15 protein-coding genes are annotated in these 14,037 nt (G+C 72.6%); 9 read left to right on the forward strand and 6 right to left on the reverse strand.

Translation table 11 applies throughout. The features are described 5' to 3' along the window. Positions 1 to 20 precede the first annotated feature (20 nt). From gnd to dnaA, 3 genes are all read right to left on the reverse strand, one after another. On the reverse strand, positions 21 to 938 hold the full coding sequence (gene gnd / locus Q0858_RS09190; RefSeq protein WP_299053060.1) for a phosphogluconate dehydrogenase (NAD(+)-dependent, decarboxylating): 918 nt from the start codon (positions 936 to 938) through the stop codon (positions 21 to 23). A gap of 80 nt (positions 939 to 1,018) precedes the next feature. Next, complete coding sequence (gene dnaN / locus Q0858_RS09195; RefSeq protein ID WP_299053062.1) at positions 1,019 to 2,185, reverse strand: DNA polymerase III subunit beta; 1,167 nt, start codon at positions 2,183 to 2,185, stop codon at positions 1,019 to 1,021. A gap of 381 nt (positions 2,186 to 2,566) precedes the next feature. Next, positions 2,567 to 4,684: a chromosomal replication initiator protein DnaA gene (dnaA, locus tag Q0858_RS09200; protein ID WP_366916011.1), complete on the reverse strand. Its 2,118-nt coding sequence runs from the start codon at positions 4,682 to 4,684 to the stop codon at positions 2,567 to 2,569. Positions 4,685 to 4,732: 48 nt separating this feature from the next. On the opposite strand from dnaA, the gene rpmH reads away from it, so the two are divergent. The 8 genes from rpmH (at position 4,733) to Q0858_RS09240 (ending at position 9,929) form a co-directional block, all read left to right on the forward strand. Next, positions 4,733 to 4,870 carry a 50S ribosomal protein L34 gene (gene rpmH, locus Q0858_RS09205; protein ID WP_299053066.1) on the forward strand — a complete coding sequence of 46 codons (138 nt, stop codon included), beginning with the start codon at positions 4,733 to 4,735 and terminating at the stop codon, positions 4,868 to 4,870. Continuing rightward, the gene (gene rnpA / locus Q0858_RS09210; RefSeq protein WP_299053069.1) at positions 4,871 to 5,221 is read left to right on the forward strand and encodes a ribonuclease P protein component; all 351 of its coding nucleotides are present in this window, start codon (positions 4,871 to 4,873) and stop codon (positions 5,219 to 5,221) included. It abuts the gene before it with no gap. Beyond that, the gene (yidD, locus tag Q0858_RS09215) at positions 5,218 to 5,469 is read left to right on the forward strand and encodes a membrane protein insertion efficiency factor YidD (RefSeq protein WP_299053071.1); all 252 of its coding nucleotides are present in this window, start codon (positions 5,218 to 5,220) and stop codon (positions 5,467 to 5,469) included. Before rnpA ends, yidD begins: the two co-directional genes overlap by 4 nt. A gap of 1 nt (position 5,470) precedes the next feature. Then, positions 5,471 to 6,520 carry a membrane protein insertase YidC gene (yidC, locus tag Q0858_RS09220; protein WP_299053073.1) on the forward strand — a complete coding sequence of 350 codons (1,050 nt, stop codon included), beginning with the start codon at positions 5,471 to 5,473 and terminating at the stop codon, positions 6,518 to 6,520. A gap of 86 nt (positions 6,521 to 6,606) precedes the next feature. After that, the gene (locus tag Q0858_RS09225; protein WP_299053075.1) at positions 6,607 to 7,179 is read left to right on the forward strand and encodes a R3H domain-containing nucleic acid-binding protein; all 573 of its coding nucleotides are present in this window, start codon (positions 6,607 to 6,609) and stop codon (positions 7,177 to 7,179) included. A 10-nt stretch (positions 7,180 to 7,189) separates the two neighbouring features. Further along, on the forward strand, positions 7,190 to 7,864 hold the full coding sequence (gene rsmG / locus Q0858_RS09230; protein WP_299053077.1) for a 16S rRNA (guanine(527)-N(7))-methyltransferase RsmG: 675 nt from the start codon (positions 7,190 to 7,192) through the stop codon (positions 7,862 to 7,864). Between the two features lie 53 nt (positions 7,865 to 7,917). Further along, positions 7,918 to 8,892 (forward strand): ParA family protein, encoded by a 975-nt coding sequence (locus Q0858_RS09235; protein WP_366916005.1) that lies wholly within the window; start codon positions 7,918 to 7,920, stop codon positions 8,890 to 8,892. Positions 8,893 to 9,086: 194 nt separating this feature from the next. After that, complete coding sequence (locus tag Q0858_RS09240; RefSeq protein ID WP_366916006.1) at positions 9,087 to 9,929, forward strand: ParB/RepB/Spo0J family partition protein; 843 nt, start codon at positions 9,087 to 9,089, stop codon at positions 9,927 to 9,929. A gap of 254 nt (positions 9,930 to 10,183) precedes the next feature. On the opposite strand, the gene Q0858_RS09245 is transcribed toward Q0858_RS09240, so the two are convergent. Genes Q0858_RS09245 through Q0858_RS09255 form a run of 3 tightly spaced genes read right to left on the reverse strand, consistent with a single transcriptional unit; the run spans position 10,184 to position 13,274 of the window. Continuing rightward, the gene (locus tag Q0858_RS09245; protein ID WP_299053081.1) at positions 10,184 to 10,951 is read right to left on the reverse strand and encodes a lysophospholipid acyltransferase family protein; all 768 of its coding nucleotides are present in this window, start codon (positions 10,949 to 10,951) and stop codon (positions 10,184 to 10,186) included. Continuing rightward, positions 10,944 to 11,945: a D-alanine--D-alanine ligase gene (locus Q0858_RS09250; protein WP_299053083.1), complete on the reverse strand. Its 1,002-nt coding sequence runs from the start codon at positions 11,943 to 11,945 to the stop codon at positions 10,944 to 10,946. Before Q0858_RS09250 ends, Q0858_RS09245 begins: the two co-directional genes overlap by 8 nt. 9 nt (positions 11,946 to 11,954) lie before the next feature. Next, the gene (locus Q0858_RS09255; protein WP_299053086.1) at positions 11,955 to 13,274 is read right to left on the reverse strand and encodes a PLP-dependent aminotransferase family protein; all 1,320 of its coding nucleotides are present in this window, start codon (positions 13,272 to 13,274) and stop codon (positions 11,955 to 11,957) included. Between the two features lie 76 nt (positions 13,275 to 13,350). Between Q0858_RS09255 and Q0858_RS09260 the strand changes: the two genes are divergently transcribed. Further along, on the forward strand, positions 13,351 to 14,028 hold the full coding sequence (locus Q0858_RS09260) for a GNAT family N-acetyltransferase (protein WP_299053088.1): 678 nt from the start codon (positions 13,351 to 13,353) through the stop codon (positions 14,026 to 14,028). Positions 14,029 to 14,037 lie beyond the last annotated feature (9 nt).

Genomic DNA, 14,037 nt, shown 5'->3' on the forward strand with positions numbered 1-14,037 from the left:
TCGCGGGGTCGGCGTACGGGCTAGGGGGCGTCGGGCTCGGGCCCGGTGTCGCCACCGGGGTCCACGGAGCCCTTGACGGCGTGGCCGCCGAACTGGTTGCGCATCGCGGCGATCGCCCGCATCGCCGGGGAGTCCTCCTGGCGCGACACGAAGCGCGCGTAGAGCGCCGCGGTGATCGCGGGCGTTGGGACCGCGTTCTCGATGCCCGCCTCGACGGTCCACCGGCCCTCGCCCGAGTCGTCGGCGTACCCCGCGATGGACGACAGGCCCGGGTCGTCGTCGAGCGCCGCGACCATGAGGTCCAGCAGCCACGACCGGACGACGGTGCCGCCGCGCCAGGACCGGAACACCTCGGTGACGTCGTCGACGACGTCGACCTTCTCGAGCAGCTCGAAGCCCTCGGCGTAGGCCTGCATCATCGCGTACTCGATGCCGTTGTGGACCATCTTGGAGAAGTGCCCCGCGCCCACCGCGCCGGCGTGGACGCTGCCGAACTCGCCCTCGGGACGCAGCGCGTCGAGGACCGGCTGGACCTGCGCGATGGCCTCGGCCTCGCCGCCGTACATGAGGGCGTAGCCGTTCTCGCGACCCCAGACGCCGCCCGAGACGCCGCAGTCGACGAACCGGATGCCGCGCTCCGCGAGGTCCGCGGCGTGGGCCTGGTCGTCGGTCCACCGCGAGTTGCCGCCGTCGACGACCAGGTCGCCGTCCGCGAGGAGGTCCTTGAGGGCGGTGACCGTGTCGTGGGTGGGCCCGCCGGCCGGCACCATCACCCACACGGTGCGCGGCGCCTCGAGCCGCTCGACGAGCTCGTCGAGCGAGCCGACGTCCGAGAGGGACGGGTCGCGGTCGTAGCCGACGACGTCGTGGCCGGCGGCGCGCAGCCGCTCGACCATGTTGCCGCCCATCTTGCCGAGGCCGATCATGCCGATCTGCACGCGCGCTCTCCCAGGTGTGTCGGGGTCTGTCGGAGGTGTCTCGGGTGGTGCCGCGGGTGGTGACGTGGCCGCCGGGCGGGTCAGGACAGCAGGCGGCGCGGCATCAGGAGGTAGCGGAAGTCGGACGGGCCGCCCGGGGCCGCCGCGGCCTCCGAACCGTCACCGTCGCGGGGCACCCCGCTCATGACGACCGGCTTCGAGGCCTGGGTGAAGGCGAGCTCCACGACCGGCTCGTCGATCGCGGTCAGCCCGTCGAGGAGGAACTGCGGGTTGAACCCCGTGGTGAGCGGTTCTCCGGTGACGTCGGCCTGGATCGACTCCGAGGCCTGCGCCTCGTCGCCCGACCCGGCGTCCAGCGTGAGGACGCCGTCACCGAAGGCGAGCTGGACCGCGGTGTTGCGCTCCGCCACCAGGGCGACGCGCTTGACCGACTCGACGAGCTCGGCCTTGTCGACGCGGGCGGTCGTGAGGTGCTCGGAGGGGAACAGGCTGCGGACCTTGGGGAACTCCCCGTCCAGCAGTCGGGTCGTCGTCCGGCGGACGCCGCCGGGTCCGGTGCCCTCGAAGCCGATGATCCCCTCCCCCGCGCCGCCGGTGGACAGGGCGATGGTGACCTCGGAGCCGACGGTCAGCGACTTCGCGGTGTCACCGAGGACCTTGGCGGGGACCAGGGCGGCCGCGGACTCGTCCGGGCTGTGGGGGTCCCACCCGAGCTCGCGCTGGGCGAGCCGGAAGCGGTCGGTGGCGAGCAGGGCGATCGAGGAGCCCTCGATCTCCACGCGGACGCCCGTCAGCACGGGCAGCATGTCGTCGCGGCCCGCGGCGGTGACGGCCTGGGCGACGGCGTGCGCGAACGCGTCGCTGGCGACCGTCCCGGTCGCGGAGGGCATCGACGGCAGCGAGGGGTAGTCCTCGACCGGCATCGTCTGGAGGCTGAACCGCGCGGAGCCGCAGGTGAGCTGGACCCGGGAGCCGTCCAGGACCATCTCGACCGGCTTCGCGGGCAGGCTCCGGCAGATGTCGGCGAGGAGCCGGCCGCTCACCAGCGCGGTGCCGGTGTCGCTCACGTCGGCGTCGAGGCTGGCGCGGGCCGAGGTCTCGTAGTCGAACGTCGACAGCAGCAGCCCGTCGTCCGCCGCCTCGATCAGCAGGCCGGCGAGGACCGGGACGCTGGGCCGCACCGGCAGGCTGCGGGCCGCCCACGCCACGGCGTCGGCGAGCACGTCGCGCTCGACACGGAACTTCACGAGTCCTCCTCGGGTGCACTCGCGGACCGTCTCGTGCGGTCGCGGGGCTCACGATCCTGCCATGGCGAGTCGCTTGTCCACAGGGCGCGGTCCGTTCGGGGATTCCGCTCTCGCAGGTCGATGTACGGGGTCTTCGTCGTCATAGCGTCGGTGGAAACTGTGGAGAACTCGCCGGTGCGCCGCAGCACCGGGCCACGTGTCCGTCGGAGCCTGTGGGGGACCCTGTGGATCCGGCCGGGGTGGAACTACACGATCGTGTGGACCCGGAGGCCGTGGGCGTGTGGTTCGTCGGTCCACCACAGGCTCCGGGTCGCGTCGCCCGGCGTGGCGCACAGGTCCCTGTGGAGGACGAGGCGGCCCACGCCGGCGCCGGCTGCTGGCTCAGCTGCTGCGGGCCTGCAGCTTGATGCGGTTGGTGAGCTCGGTGACCTGGTTGTAGACGGAGCGTCGCTCGGCGAGCAGGCGGCCGATCTTGCGCTCGGCGTACATGACCGTGGTGTGGTCGCGCTTGCCGAACTCCTGGCCGATCTGGGGCAGGGACATCGGCGTGAGCTCCCGGCACAGGTACATCGCGATCTGCCGGCCCTGCACCAGGTGGCGGCCGCGGCTGGGGCCGCACAGGTCCTCGATCGAGACGCCGAAGTAGCCGCAGGTCTGCGCGATGATCGTCGCCGCGGTGATCTCGGGCTCCCCACCCTCCGGGATCAGGTCCTTGAGGACGATCTCGGCGAGCGTCAGGTCGGCGGGCTGCCGGTTCAGGTTCGCGAAGGCCGTGACGCGGATGAGGGCGCCCTCGAGCTCGCGGATGTTCGTCTGGATCTTGCTCGCGATGAACTCGAGGACGTCGGCCGGCACCGTGAGGCCCTCGATGGCCGCCTTCTTGCGGAGGATGGCGATCCGGGTCTCGAGGTCGGGCGGCTGGACGTCGGTGATCAGGCCCCACTCGAACCGGTTCCGCAGGCGGTCCTCCAGTGCCTCGAGCCGCTTCGGCGGGCGGTCGGAGGTCAGCACGATCTGCTTGTTGTTGTTGTGGAGCGTGTTGAACGTGTGGAAGAACTCCTCCTGCGTCTGGGTCTTCCCCTCCAGGAACTGGATGTCGTCGATCAGCAGGACGTCGACCTCGCGGTAGCGCCGCTGGAAGCGGTCGGCGCGGTTCTCCCGGATCGCGTTGATGAACTCGTTGGTGAACTCCTCGCTCGACACGTAGCGGACCCGGGTGCGCGGGTAGAGGTTGCGCACGTAGTGGCCGATGGCGTGGAGGAGGTGGGTCTTGCCCAGCCCGGAGTCGCCGTACACGAGCAGCGGGTTGTACGCCCGGCCCGGGGCCTCGGCGACGGCGATGGCGGCGGCGTGGGGGAACCGGTTCGAGGAGCCGATGACGAAGCTCTCGAACGTGTACTTGGGGTTGAGCCGCGTCTCGTGGGCGGCGTTGCGGGCCCGCAGGTCGGCGGCCTCGGTCTGCCGGTCGGCGGCACGCTCCGGCGCGCGGTCTCCGAGGGCGTCGGTCCGGGGCCCGGTCCCGGGCTCGGGGTGGGTGCCGGCGCGCTGCTGGCGGGACTCGTCCAGCGACACCACCACGGCGTCCTGCCCGGCCCGGGCCCGGGCGCGGTCGCGGTCGTCGGCTCGGTGGTCGAACCGGTCGTCGGTCTCCCGGGTGCTGTCGGAGCCCCGGGCGGCCGACGGCCCGGACAGGTCGGCGTGCCGGGAGGTCGGTCGAGATGTCGACATGTCGTCGAAGCCGTTCGTCGACCCGGGGTTGCCGCTCACGACGACGATCGGCTCGTCGCCGTCGCCGTCGTCGTCCCGCTCGAGGTCGGGGTCGACGGTCACCGCGATGCGGATGTCGCGGCCGAGGACGTGCGAGAGCCGCTCCTCCAGGTTGGTGCGCAGGCGGCTCTCGAGCCGGTCGCGCGTGAAGTCGTTCGGGACGGCGACGACGGCGGTGTTCTTCTGCAGCACCACCGGTGCGCTGGCGTGCAGCCAGGCCCGCTGGTTGGGCTCGAGGTCCGCGAGGATGCTGCTCCACACGGTGTCCAGGTCGGCCTCGTCGTCCACGGCTCTCCTCGTCGGGTCTGGCTCCACCCGCGGCTCCGGATCGGGCTCCGCGGTGACCACCTCGGCGTATTCTGCACAACCTTCTCCACAGGCTGTGCAACGACCGTCGAGGGGGCGTCTGACTCTCGAGACAGCCCGTCGTGACGCGGATTCTGGCTGCGTCGGCCGGTGGGTCGGGGGAACCTCGAAGGCGTCGAACCTAACAAGGAGGCTCGACGCGGAGCAAGGCGTCATCCACAGGCTCGGCGCCCGTGCCGGCGACCCGCCGGACGGCTGCCCCGGCACCGGGGCGACGGAGGTTTGACCCTCCTTTCCGCCGCCGCGTACCGTGGTGGACCACGCCCCGTGCCAGGGGTGCCTGCCGTCCTGCTCGGTGCCGGTCCGTCCGCGGTCGTCGTCGCAGTGGTGCGTCCGGGCGCCCGGTGCAGCCAGCACCCAGCCCATCACGGTCGGCGCCCTTCCTCGCACCACGCACCGACAACGGAGATCCTCGTGAGCAAGCGCACGTACCAGCCGAACAACCGCCGCCGCCACCGCGTGCACGGCTTCCGCCTGCGCATGCGGACCCGCGCCGGCCGCTCGATTCTGTCCTCGCGCCGCCGCAAGGGCCGCAAGAGCCTGTCGGTCTGAGTGCTCCCCGCAGCGAACCGCCTGACGAGCTCCGCGGGGTTCGACGCCGCGGTGCGGGGCGGCCGTCGCTGCGGCAGCAGGACCGTCGTCCTCCACGTCGCCCCGGGTGACGGGTCCGGGCCCGTCCGGGTCGGCATGGTCGTCAGCCGAGCCGTCGGCGGGGCCGTGGTGCGCAACCGCGTGCGGCGGCGGCTGCGTCACCTGGTGGGCGAACGCCTCTCCGGCCTGTCCCCCTCGACACGGCTGGTGGTGCGGGCGCTGCCCGCGTCGGCCGCAGCGTCGTACGACGACCTCGGCCGTGACGTCGACCGTTGCCTGCGCCGGGCCGGCGAGGTCGGGGGCTCCGCGTGAGGCACGTGCTCGTCGCCCTGCTGCGCCTCTACCGCGCGGTGATCAGCCCGCTGTACGGGGAGGTGTGCCGCTACCACCCGTCGTGCTCGGCCTACGCGCTCGGCGCCGTGAGCGAGCACGGCAGCCTCCGCGGCACGTGGCTGGCCACCCGCCGTCTGCTGCGCTGCCACCCGTGGGCCGCCGGTGGCTACGACCCCGTCCCCGTCCGCGCCGAGCACGCGGCCGTCCCCCGCACCCCAGGAGCCTGACGTGATCGAGTTCTTCAGTGCCATCGGCGGCTTCATCATGACGCCGCTGTACTACGTCGTCTCGTTCATCATGGTCGGCTTCCACACCGTGCTGAGCACCTTCCTGGACCCCGCGGGCGGTGCCTCCTGGCTGCTGTCGATCGTGGGCCTCACGATCGTGATCCGCGCGGCGCTGATCCCGCTGTTCGTCAAGCAGATCCGCTCGAGCCGGAACATGCAGCTGATCCAGCCGCAGATCCGCGAGCTGCAGAAGAAGTACGGCCACGACCGGGAGCGCTTCGCCCAGGAGTCGATGAAGCTGTACAAGGAGACGGGCACCAACCCGTTCGCCTCCTGCCTGCCGCTCCTGGTGCAGATGCCGATCTTCTTCGCGCTGTTCCGCATGATCGACCGGGCCTCGAAGGGTCAGCCGCGTGGCGTGCTCGACGCTGTCCAGGCCGAGCAGTTCGGCAACGCCGACCTGTTCGGGTCGATCCCGATCGCCGGCACGCTGGTGAACCCGGAACCCGGTGGGATCGAGGTGCGCATCCTCGCCGTGGTCCTCGTGCTGGCGATGACGGCGACGACCTTCCTCACGCAGCGCCAGCTGATGAGCAAGAACATGCCGCCCGAGGCGCTGAACGGCCCGTACGCCCGGCAGCAGAAGATGCTCCTCTACGTGCTCCCGCCCGTCTTCGCCATCGGTGGCGTGGCGTTCCCGATCGGCGTCCTCGTCTACTGGACCACGACGAACCTGTGGACGATGGGCCAGCAGTTCTACATCATCCGTCGCAACCCCGCCCCCGGCACTCCGGCCTTCAAGGCCAAGGAGGAGCGGGAGCGCGAGAAGAAGCTCCGCAAGGGTGGTGTGGTCGACCCGGTCACCGAGACCGGCGGGACGACGACCGCAGTCGTGGAGTCCGACGCGCCGGCGCCCGGCTCCCCCACGGGGCGTCAGCAGCCCAAGCGACAGACGCGCAGCGAGCGGACGCGAACCAGCGCAAACGCTCCCAAACCGTCGGCGTCGACGCCGCCGCGCAAGCACCCCCAGAAGTCCAAGAAGCGGCGCTGAGCGCCGTCCGCCCCCGGGCGGACCCCGTTTCTCCGTCCCGTAACCCGGTCGCCCGTCCCGGCGGCCCTGACAGCGCAGGAGCCCCCATGGCCACGGACCCCTCCCAGGTCGACTCCCCGGTCGACGCCGACCTCGACGCCGGCGACTCCCCCACCCCGGAGCACGACGGCGGCACGGACGCCCCGGGCCGCCCGTCCCGGGCGCAGCGGCTCGAGGCCGAGGGCGACACCGCTGCGGACTACCTCGAGGAGCTCCTCGACATCGTCGACCTGGACGGCGACCTCGTGATCGGCGTCGAGGGGGACCGGGCCGTGGTCTCCATCGTCGGCGAGGGGCTGGAGCACCTGGCCGGCCGCGACGGCGAGGTCCTCGAGGCCCTGCAGGAGCTCACCCGCATGGCGGTCCACCGTGAGAGCGGTGAGCGTTCGCGTCTGATGCTGGACGTGGCGGACTACCGCGCTGAGCGCCGTGCCGCTCTCGTCTCGCTGGCGGAGAAGGAGATCGAGTCCGTCCGCTCCTCGGGCGAAGCCGTGTCGCTCGAGCCCATGTCGGCCTTCGAGCGCAAGGTCGTCCACGACGCCGTGGCCGCTGCGGGGCTGGTCTCGGAGTCCGAGGGTGCCGAGCCGCGTCGCCACGTGGTCATCCTTCCCCCGCGCTGAGTCCCCTGCGGTGACTTCGTCCGCCGGCGGGGACGTGCCCGGGGCCGCGGAACGCCTGTTCGGTGACCGCCTGCCGCTCGCTGCGGCGTACGTCGAGCTGCTGGCGACGGCCGGGGTGGAGAGGGGTCTCATCGGGCCTCGCGAGGCCGATCGGCTCTGGGATCGGCACGTGATGAACTGTGCGGTCCTCACCGAGCTGCTGGCGCCGGGGGTCCACGTCGTCGACGTCGGTAGCGGTGCGGGGCTGCCCGGCATCGTCCTCGCCATCGCCCGCCCCGACCTGCGGGTGACCCTGGTGGAGCCGCTGGAGCGCCGGACGGTCTTCCTGGGCGAGGTGGCGGACTCCCTCGGCCTGACCGGTGTGGTCGTCGCCCGTGGCCGCGCCGAGGATCACGCGCCGGCCAGGGCCGACGTGGTGACGTCGCGCGCCGTCGCCCCACTCCCCCGTCTCATGGGCTGGAGCCTTCCGCTGGCTCGCCTGGGCGGGGAGGTCCTGGCGTTGAAGGGTGCGCGGGCCTCGGAGGAGGTGGAGGCCGTGCGCCCGGCGTCCTGGGCGCGCAGCGGTGCGTCGGAGCCCGAGGTCCTCCAGGTCGGTGTCGGCGTGGTCGATCCGCCGAGCACCGTGGTCCGGGTCGTGCGTCTGCGCGAGTCCCGAGTACGTTTGACCGGCCGCACGTCGGCCTGACCAGGCGCTCCCCCGCGCCCGCTCGTCCCATTCCGACCGGAGGAGATCTCCGCGTGGTTTCACGTGAAACACCGTCCCGCCCGGCGCCCGTCCCGACCGCGGCCGACCTCGCCGCCGGCGTCCCGAGCCTGCACGACGAGACGACGCCGCTCGCACGAGCGGCCGAGCACAGCGTGCTGGCCCGTCAGGACGCGGCGTCCCGCCCCATCGCTGAGCGGCCGACCTCGACCCGGGTGGTCGTGGTGGCGAACCAGAAGGGCGGGGTGGGCAAGACCACCACGTCCGTGAACCTGGCGGCAGCGCTCGCGCAGCTGGGGCAGCGGGTGCTCCTGGTCGATCTCGACCCGCAGGGCAACGCCTCCACCGCCCTGAACGTCGCGCACGCGCGCGGTACCGTCGGCACCTACGACGTCCTGGTGGACGGCGTGGACCTGCAGTCGGTCGAGCAGCAGTGTCCTGACCTCGAGCTCCTCCGGGTGGTCCCGGCGACCATCGACCTGGCGGGCGCCGAGATCGAGCTGGTCTCGTTGGACAGCCGGGAGCGTCGCCTCCGGGCTGCGATCCTGGACCACCCGAGGGTGGGCTCCGAGGAGGCCGTGGGCGAGGAGCGGTACGACTACGTGCTCGTCGACTGTCCCCCGTCGCTCGGTCTGCTCACCCTGAACGCCCTGGTCGCCGGCGCGGAGATGCTGATCCCGATCCAGGCCGAGTACTACGCCCTCGAGGGCCTCGGTCAGCTGCTGGAGACGGTGCGGATGGTGCACGAGCACCTCAACCCGGAGCTGGTGGTGTCCACGATCCTCATCACGATGTACGACGCCCGCACCCGCCTCGCCGCCAACGTCGCGCAGGAGGTGCGGGAGCACTTCGGGCCGCAGGTCCTGAAGACCTCGATCCCCCGGTCGGTCCGGGTGTCGGAGGCGCCGTCGTACGGTCAGTCGGTGATGACCTACGACCCGGGCTCCCCCGGCGCCCTGTCGTACCTGGGTGCTGCCAAGGAGATCGTGGAGCGGGGGGCCCCGGCGTGACCGCGAAGCAGCCGCCCCGCCGCGGCTTGGGCCGTGGACTGGGCTCGCTCATCCCCACGGCACCTGCTGCAGACCCTTCGGATGGCTCCGGGGCCGACGTGACCACTGTTTCACGTGAAACAGAGTCCGAACGGACGGGTAGCGAGCCGCGAGACACCGCCGCTGACGTGGTTTCACGTGAAACGTCGGCCGCCGTGTCCACCGAGCCGGCCCTGGTCGACGACACCGGGGCCTTCTTCGCCGAGCTGCCCATCGGTCAGGTCGTGCCCAACCCTCGTCAGCCGCGTGCGGTGTTCGAGGAGGAGGCCATGGCCGAGCTGGTGCACTCCATCGGTGAGATCGGCCTGCTGCAGCCGGTCGTCGTGCGTCCCACCGGTGACGAGACGTACGAGCTCGTCATGGGGGAGCGCCGCTGGCGCGCCAGCCAGGCCGCCGGTCTGGAGCGCATCCCGGCGATCGTCCGTGAGACCGACGACGACGACATGCTGCGCGACGCGCTGCTGGAGAACCTCCACCGCTCCCAGCTCAACCCCCTCGAGGAGGCCGCGGCGTACGGGCAGCTCCTGGAGGACTTCGGCTGCACCCACGACGAGCTCGCGCAGCGGATCGGCCGGTCCAGGCCCCAGATCAGCAACACCCTCCGGCTGCTCCGTCTCAGCCCGGCGGTCCAGCGCCGCGTCGCTGCCGGCGTGCTGTCCGCCGGCCACGCGCGGTCGCTGCTGTCGGTCGACGACCCCGCCCTCCAGGACCGTCTCGCGTCGCGCGTCGTGGCCGAGGGCATCAGCGTGCGCGCGCTGGAGGAGATCGTCGCCGTGGGGGAGCCGGGAGGGACGACTCGCCGCCCCAGGCGACGTACGGAGCCCGACCCCGACCTGGCCGAGGTGGCCGACCGGCTCGGCGACCGTCTCGAGACCCGGGTCAAGGTCGACATGGGTCGCAGCCACGGCCGCGTCACGATCGAGTTCGCCTCGGTCGACGACCTCCGACGCATCGCGGACGTCATCGACCCCCGCAACCGCACCGACCGCCCGATCTGACCGCTCTCCGGGCGGTCTCGGGCACGGTCGAGGCTTCACGCAGCGCTGCCGTTTTGTGCGAAACGGCAGCGTGGGAGGCCGGAGAGCTGCCGTTTGTGCAGAAACGGCAGTCCAGAGAGCCGTGACCGCTACCGCGTGCGGCCCATCGACAGCGGATGTCGACCAATCCACTCGTCGACGTGTCGACAAAGCGACAGGTCGCCATGACGACAGGGCGACAACGATCCGTGAGCACCCAGGGGAGACGGGGCTGATCAGCCCTTCTTGGCGCGCTTCTCGGCCCGGCGGCGGGCGCGTTCGCGCTTCTCCTCGGCATCGAGACGCAGGGCCTCGTCGGGAGTGGGGGCGCCGCCGCCGTACGACGCGGGGAGCCACCAGGCGCCGGGCGGGCGGCCGTCGGGGTAGGCCTCGATGGTGTCGGCGAGCATCTCCTGCATCCGGGAGCGGAGGGCGGCGGTCTCCCCGGCGGGGTCGGTGCCGTCCGGGTGGAGGGGCTCGCCCACGGTGAGGGCGATCGTCTTGCCGCGCGAGAAGTCCTTCTCGTGGTCCTTCGTCAGCATCCGCTGGGTGCCCCACATGACCACCGGGACCAGCGGGACGCCGGCCTCGGCCGCGAGACGCACGGCTCCGGTCTTCAGCTCCTTGATCTCCATCGACCGCGAGATGGTGGCCTCGGGGAAGATACCCACGACCTCGCCGGCCCGGAGCATGTCGATCGCGGCCTGGTACGACGCCAGGCCCTCGGCGCGGTCCACCTCGATGTGGTGCAACGAGCGCATCAGGGGGCCGCCGACCGGGTGGTCGAAGATCTCCCGCTTGGCCATGAAGCGGACCAGGCGCTTGGACGGTTGCGCGGCGAGGCCACCGTAGATGAAGTCGACGTAGCCGATGTGGTTGTAGGCCACGAGGGCGCCGCCGGTGCGGGGGATGTGCTCGGCGCCGGTGATCACGAACTTCTGCCCGAGCAGGCGGAACGCGGTCTTCGCCGCCACGACGATCGGCGGGTAGGTCAGGTCACGCACGGTGCACCCCCCGGGCGACGGCGGTGTCCACGAACCGGGAGAACAGCGCCCCGAGGTCGAGCCCGTCCGCGCTGACGGCGAGCGGGACCGTCGAGGTCTCGGTGAACCCGGGGGCCACGTTGGCCTCGAGGAACCAGACGGTGCCCTCGTCGTCCACGATCAGGTCGGAGCGGGAGACGTCGCGCAGGCCCAGGGTCTCGTGGACGAGTACGGCGACCCTCGCGCACTCCTCGGCGAGCTCGGGGGACAGGGTCGCGGGGACCTGGAACTCCGTCGAGCCGGCGGTGTAGCGCGCGGTGTAGTCGTAGACGCCGCCGTCGGGGTGGATCGAGACCGGCGACAGCGCCCGCGGTCCGTCACCGGTGTCGACGACGCCGACCGCGACCTCCGTGCCGGAGACGAAGCGCTCGGCGAGGGCCAGCGCGCCGTACGCGAAGGCGTCGACCATCGCGTGGGGCAGGTCGGCGGGGGTGCGGACGACGCTGCAGCCCAGGGCCGAACCGCTGCGGGCCGGCTTGACCATGAGGGGCAGCCCGAGCCGGTCCGTGAGGGCCGACATCACCGCGGCGGCCCCCAGCTCCCGGAAGGTCTCGTGCGGCAGGCAGACCGACGCCGGGGTGTGGACCCCGGCGCGGCTGACCATCGCCTTCGCGGTCGGCTTGTCGAACGCCGCGCGGCAGGCGGTGGGCACGGCGCCGACGTACGGCAGGTCGAGGAGCTCGAGGACCTCGCGGATGGCGCCGTCCTCGCCGGTCTCGCCGTGCAGCATCGGGACGACGCAGGCAGGCGGGTCCTCGGCGAGCCGGGGCAGGAGGGTGGCGTCGGCGTCGAGCTGCTCCACCTCGAGGCCCGCGCTGCGCATGGCGTCGGCGACCCGGCGCCCGGAGCGCAGCGAGACGTCGCGCTCGTGCGACAGACCGCCGGCGACGACGACGACACGGCCGACAGCCGGGGGAGTGGCCGGGGGAGGGGTGCTCGGGGGATCGGTGGTCATGACCGCCTCTCAGGCCTGGTCGCTGCCGGGTCCGTCGTACCGGCTGCGGGTGAGGGCCTCGTGGCTGCCGGTGGCGCCGAAGGTCGCACGGAGCTCCATCTCCTCCTCGAGCACGCCCGCGAGGCGTCGGACGCCCTCCCGGATCCGCTCGGGCGTGGGGTAGCAGAACGACAGCCGCATGGCCGAGGAGCCGAAGCCGTCCGCGAAGAACGCGGTGCCCGGCACGTACGCGACCCGGGCGGTCACGGCGCGCGGCAGCATCGCCTTGGTGTCGACCCCCGGGGGCACCGTGAGCCACACGTAGAAGCCGCCGGACGGCACGGTCCAGCTGCAGCCGGGGGGCATGAGGTCCTCGAGGGCGTCGACCATGGCGTCGCGGCGCTCGCGGTACATCTCCCGGAACGACTTCACCTGGCCCTGCCAGTCGTGCTCCCGCAGGTACGAGGACACCGCCATCTGCGAGAACGACGGCGGGCAGAGCGTCGCGGACTCCTGGGCCAGCACGAGCTTCTCCCGCACCGCGTGCGGCGCGAGCGCCCACCCGACCCGGAACCCCGGGGCGAAGGTCTTGGAGAACGAGCCCAGGTAGATGACGCCCTCGGCCTCGTCGGCCCGCAGGGCGCGCATCGGGGCCTGGTCGAAGCCGAGCAGCCCGTACGGGTTGTCCTCAAGGATCAGGACGTCGGCCTCCCGGCAGATCTCGAGGATCTCCGGGCGCCGCTCGGCCGACAGCGTGACGCCGGCCGGGTTGTGGAAGTTGGGGATCGTGTAGAGGAACTTGATCCGGCGACCGGACGCCTGGACGGCGGCGATCGCGGCGCGCAGGGCGTCCGGACGCAGGCCGTGCTCGTCCATCTCCGCGTGGACGACCTCGCACTCGAACGCCTTGAAGACGCCCAGCGCCCCGACGTACGACGGCGCCTCGCAGATGACGACGTCGCCCGGGTCGCAGAAGATGCGGGTCACGAGGTCGACGGCCTGCTGGGAGCCGACGGTGACCACCACGTCGTCCGGGTGGGCGGAGATGCCCTCGAGCGCCATCACCTCGCAGATCTGCTCCCGCAGCTCCGGGGTGCCCTGGCCCGAGCCGTACTGCAGCGCGGTGGGTCCGGACTCCGAGATCAGGTCGGCGATCGCGCCGCCGACGACGTCGAGGGGCAGGCCCGAGATGTTCGGCATGCCGCCCGCGAGCGAGACCACCTCGGGCCGCGAGGCGACCGAGAACAGCGCGCGGATCTCCGAGGCGGTCATGCCGGCCGTGCGGGCGGCGTAGCGGTCGACGTAGGAGTCGAGGCGCGTACGTCCGGCGGGGGCTGGGGTGTGGTCCATGACCCTCCTAGCATGGACGATGACGGCCCACCCCGCACGCGCGGGTCGCGGGCCGGACCGCGGAGGTGAGAAGCCGGTGGCGCGCAGGACGGTCGACCTGGAGCCTGCGCACGTCGACGCGCTCGCGGCCCTCGCCGGGTGCACGGGCTGGCTCAGGACCCCGGGCGGTGGCGTCGTGGACAAGGCCGCCTGGATCGCCGAGGTCCGGGAGGCCTGGGGTGGCTGCGGGCTCGTCAGCCGTCTCGACGGCGTCCCCGTGGCGTACGTCGTCTACGCCCCGCCGGCCCACCTGCCCGGGCTCGGCCGGGTGCCGACCGCGCCGGTGTCGCGCGACGCCCTCGTCCTGGCCGAGCTGTGGGTCCACCCCGACCACCGCGGGGGAGGGCTGGGCCGGCACCTCGTGCGCTCGATGGCCCGCGAGCTGGTGGACCGTCACGGCCCGCGGGTGCCCGCCGTCGAGACGTTCGCCGGGTCGGCCACCAGGACCGCGGACGCGACCGAGCCGTGCCTGCGGCCGCCGGGCTTCTGCGCGGCGGTGGGCTTCACCGAGCGGCGGGCGCACCCGGTGGTGTCGCGCTGGCGGCTCGAGCTCCGGGCCGCGGTCGACTGGCGCGGCGGTGTCGAGCAGGCCTGGGAGCGACTGCGCGCCGGCGTACGCCCGTTGCCGGGGCGGGCCGCCCCCGCCGGCCGGACGTCGCGGGAGGCCCCACGCAGCACGAAGCCCCGGGAGGCGGACCTCCCGGGGCTGTCGTGACGCTGCGGA

It is taken from the genome of uncultured Nocardioides sp. (assembly GCF_947489365.1).
Lineage (GTDB): Bacteria > Actinomycetota > Actinomycetes > Propionibacteriales > Nocardioidaceae > Nocardioides.

Excerpts from the sequence above, each read along its gene's own strand:
- dnaA (WP_366916011.1), bottom strand. The coding sequence starts at position 4,684 with ATGGGCTGGGTGCTGGCTGCACCGGGCGCCCGGACGCACCACTGCGAC.
- Q0858_RS09225 (WP_299053075.1), top strand. The coding sequence starts at position 6,607 with ATGGCCACGGACCCCTCCCAGGTCGACTCCCCGGTCGACGCCGACCTC.
- Q0858_RS09250 (WP_299053083.1), bottom strand. The coding sequence starts at position 11,945 with ATGACCACCGATCCCCCGAGCACCCCTCCCCCGGCCACTCCCCCGGCT.
- Q0858_RS09255 (WP_299053086.1), bottom strand. The coding sequence starts at position 13,274 with ATGGACCACACCCCAGCCCCCGCCGGACGTACGCGCCTCGACTCCTAC.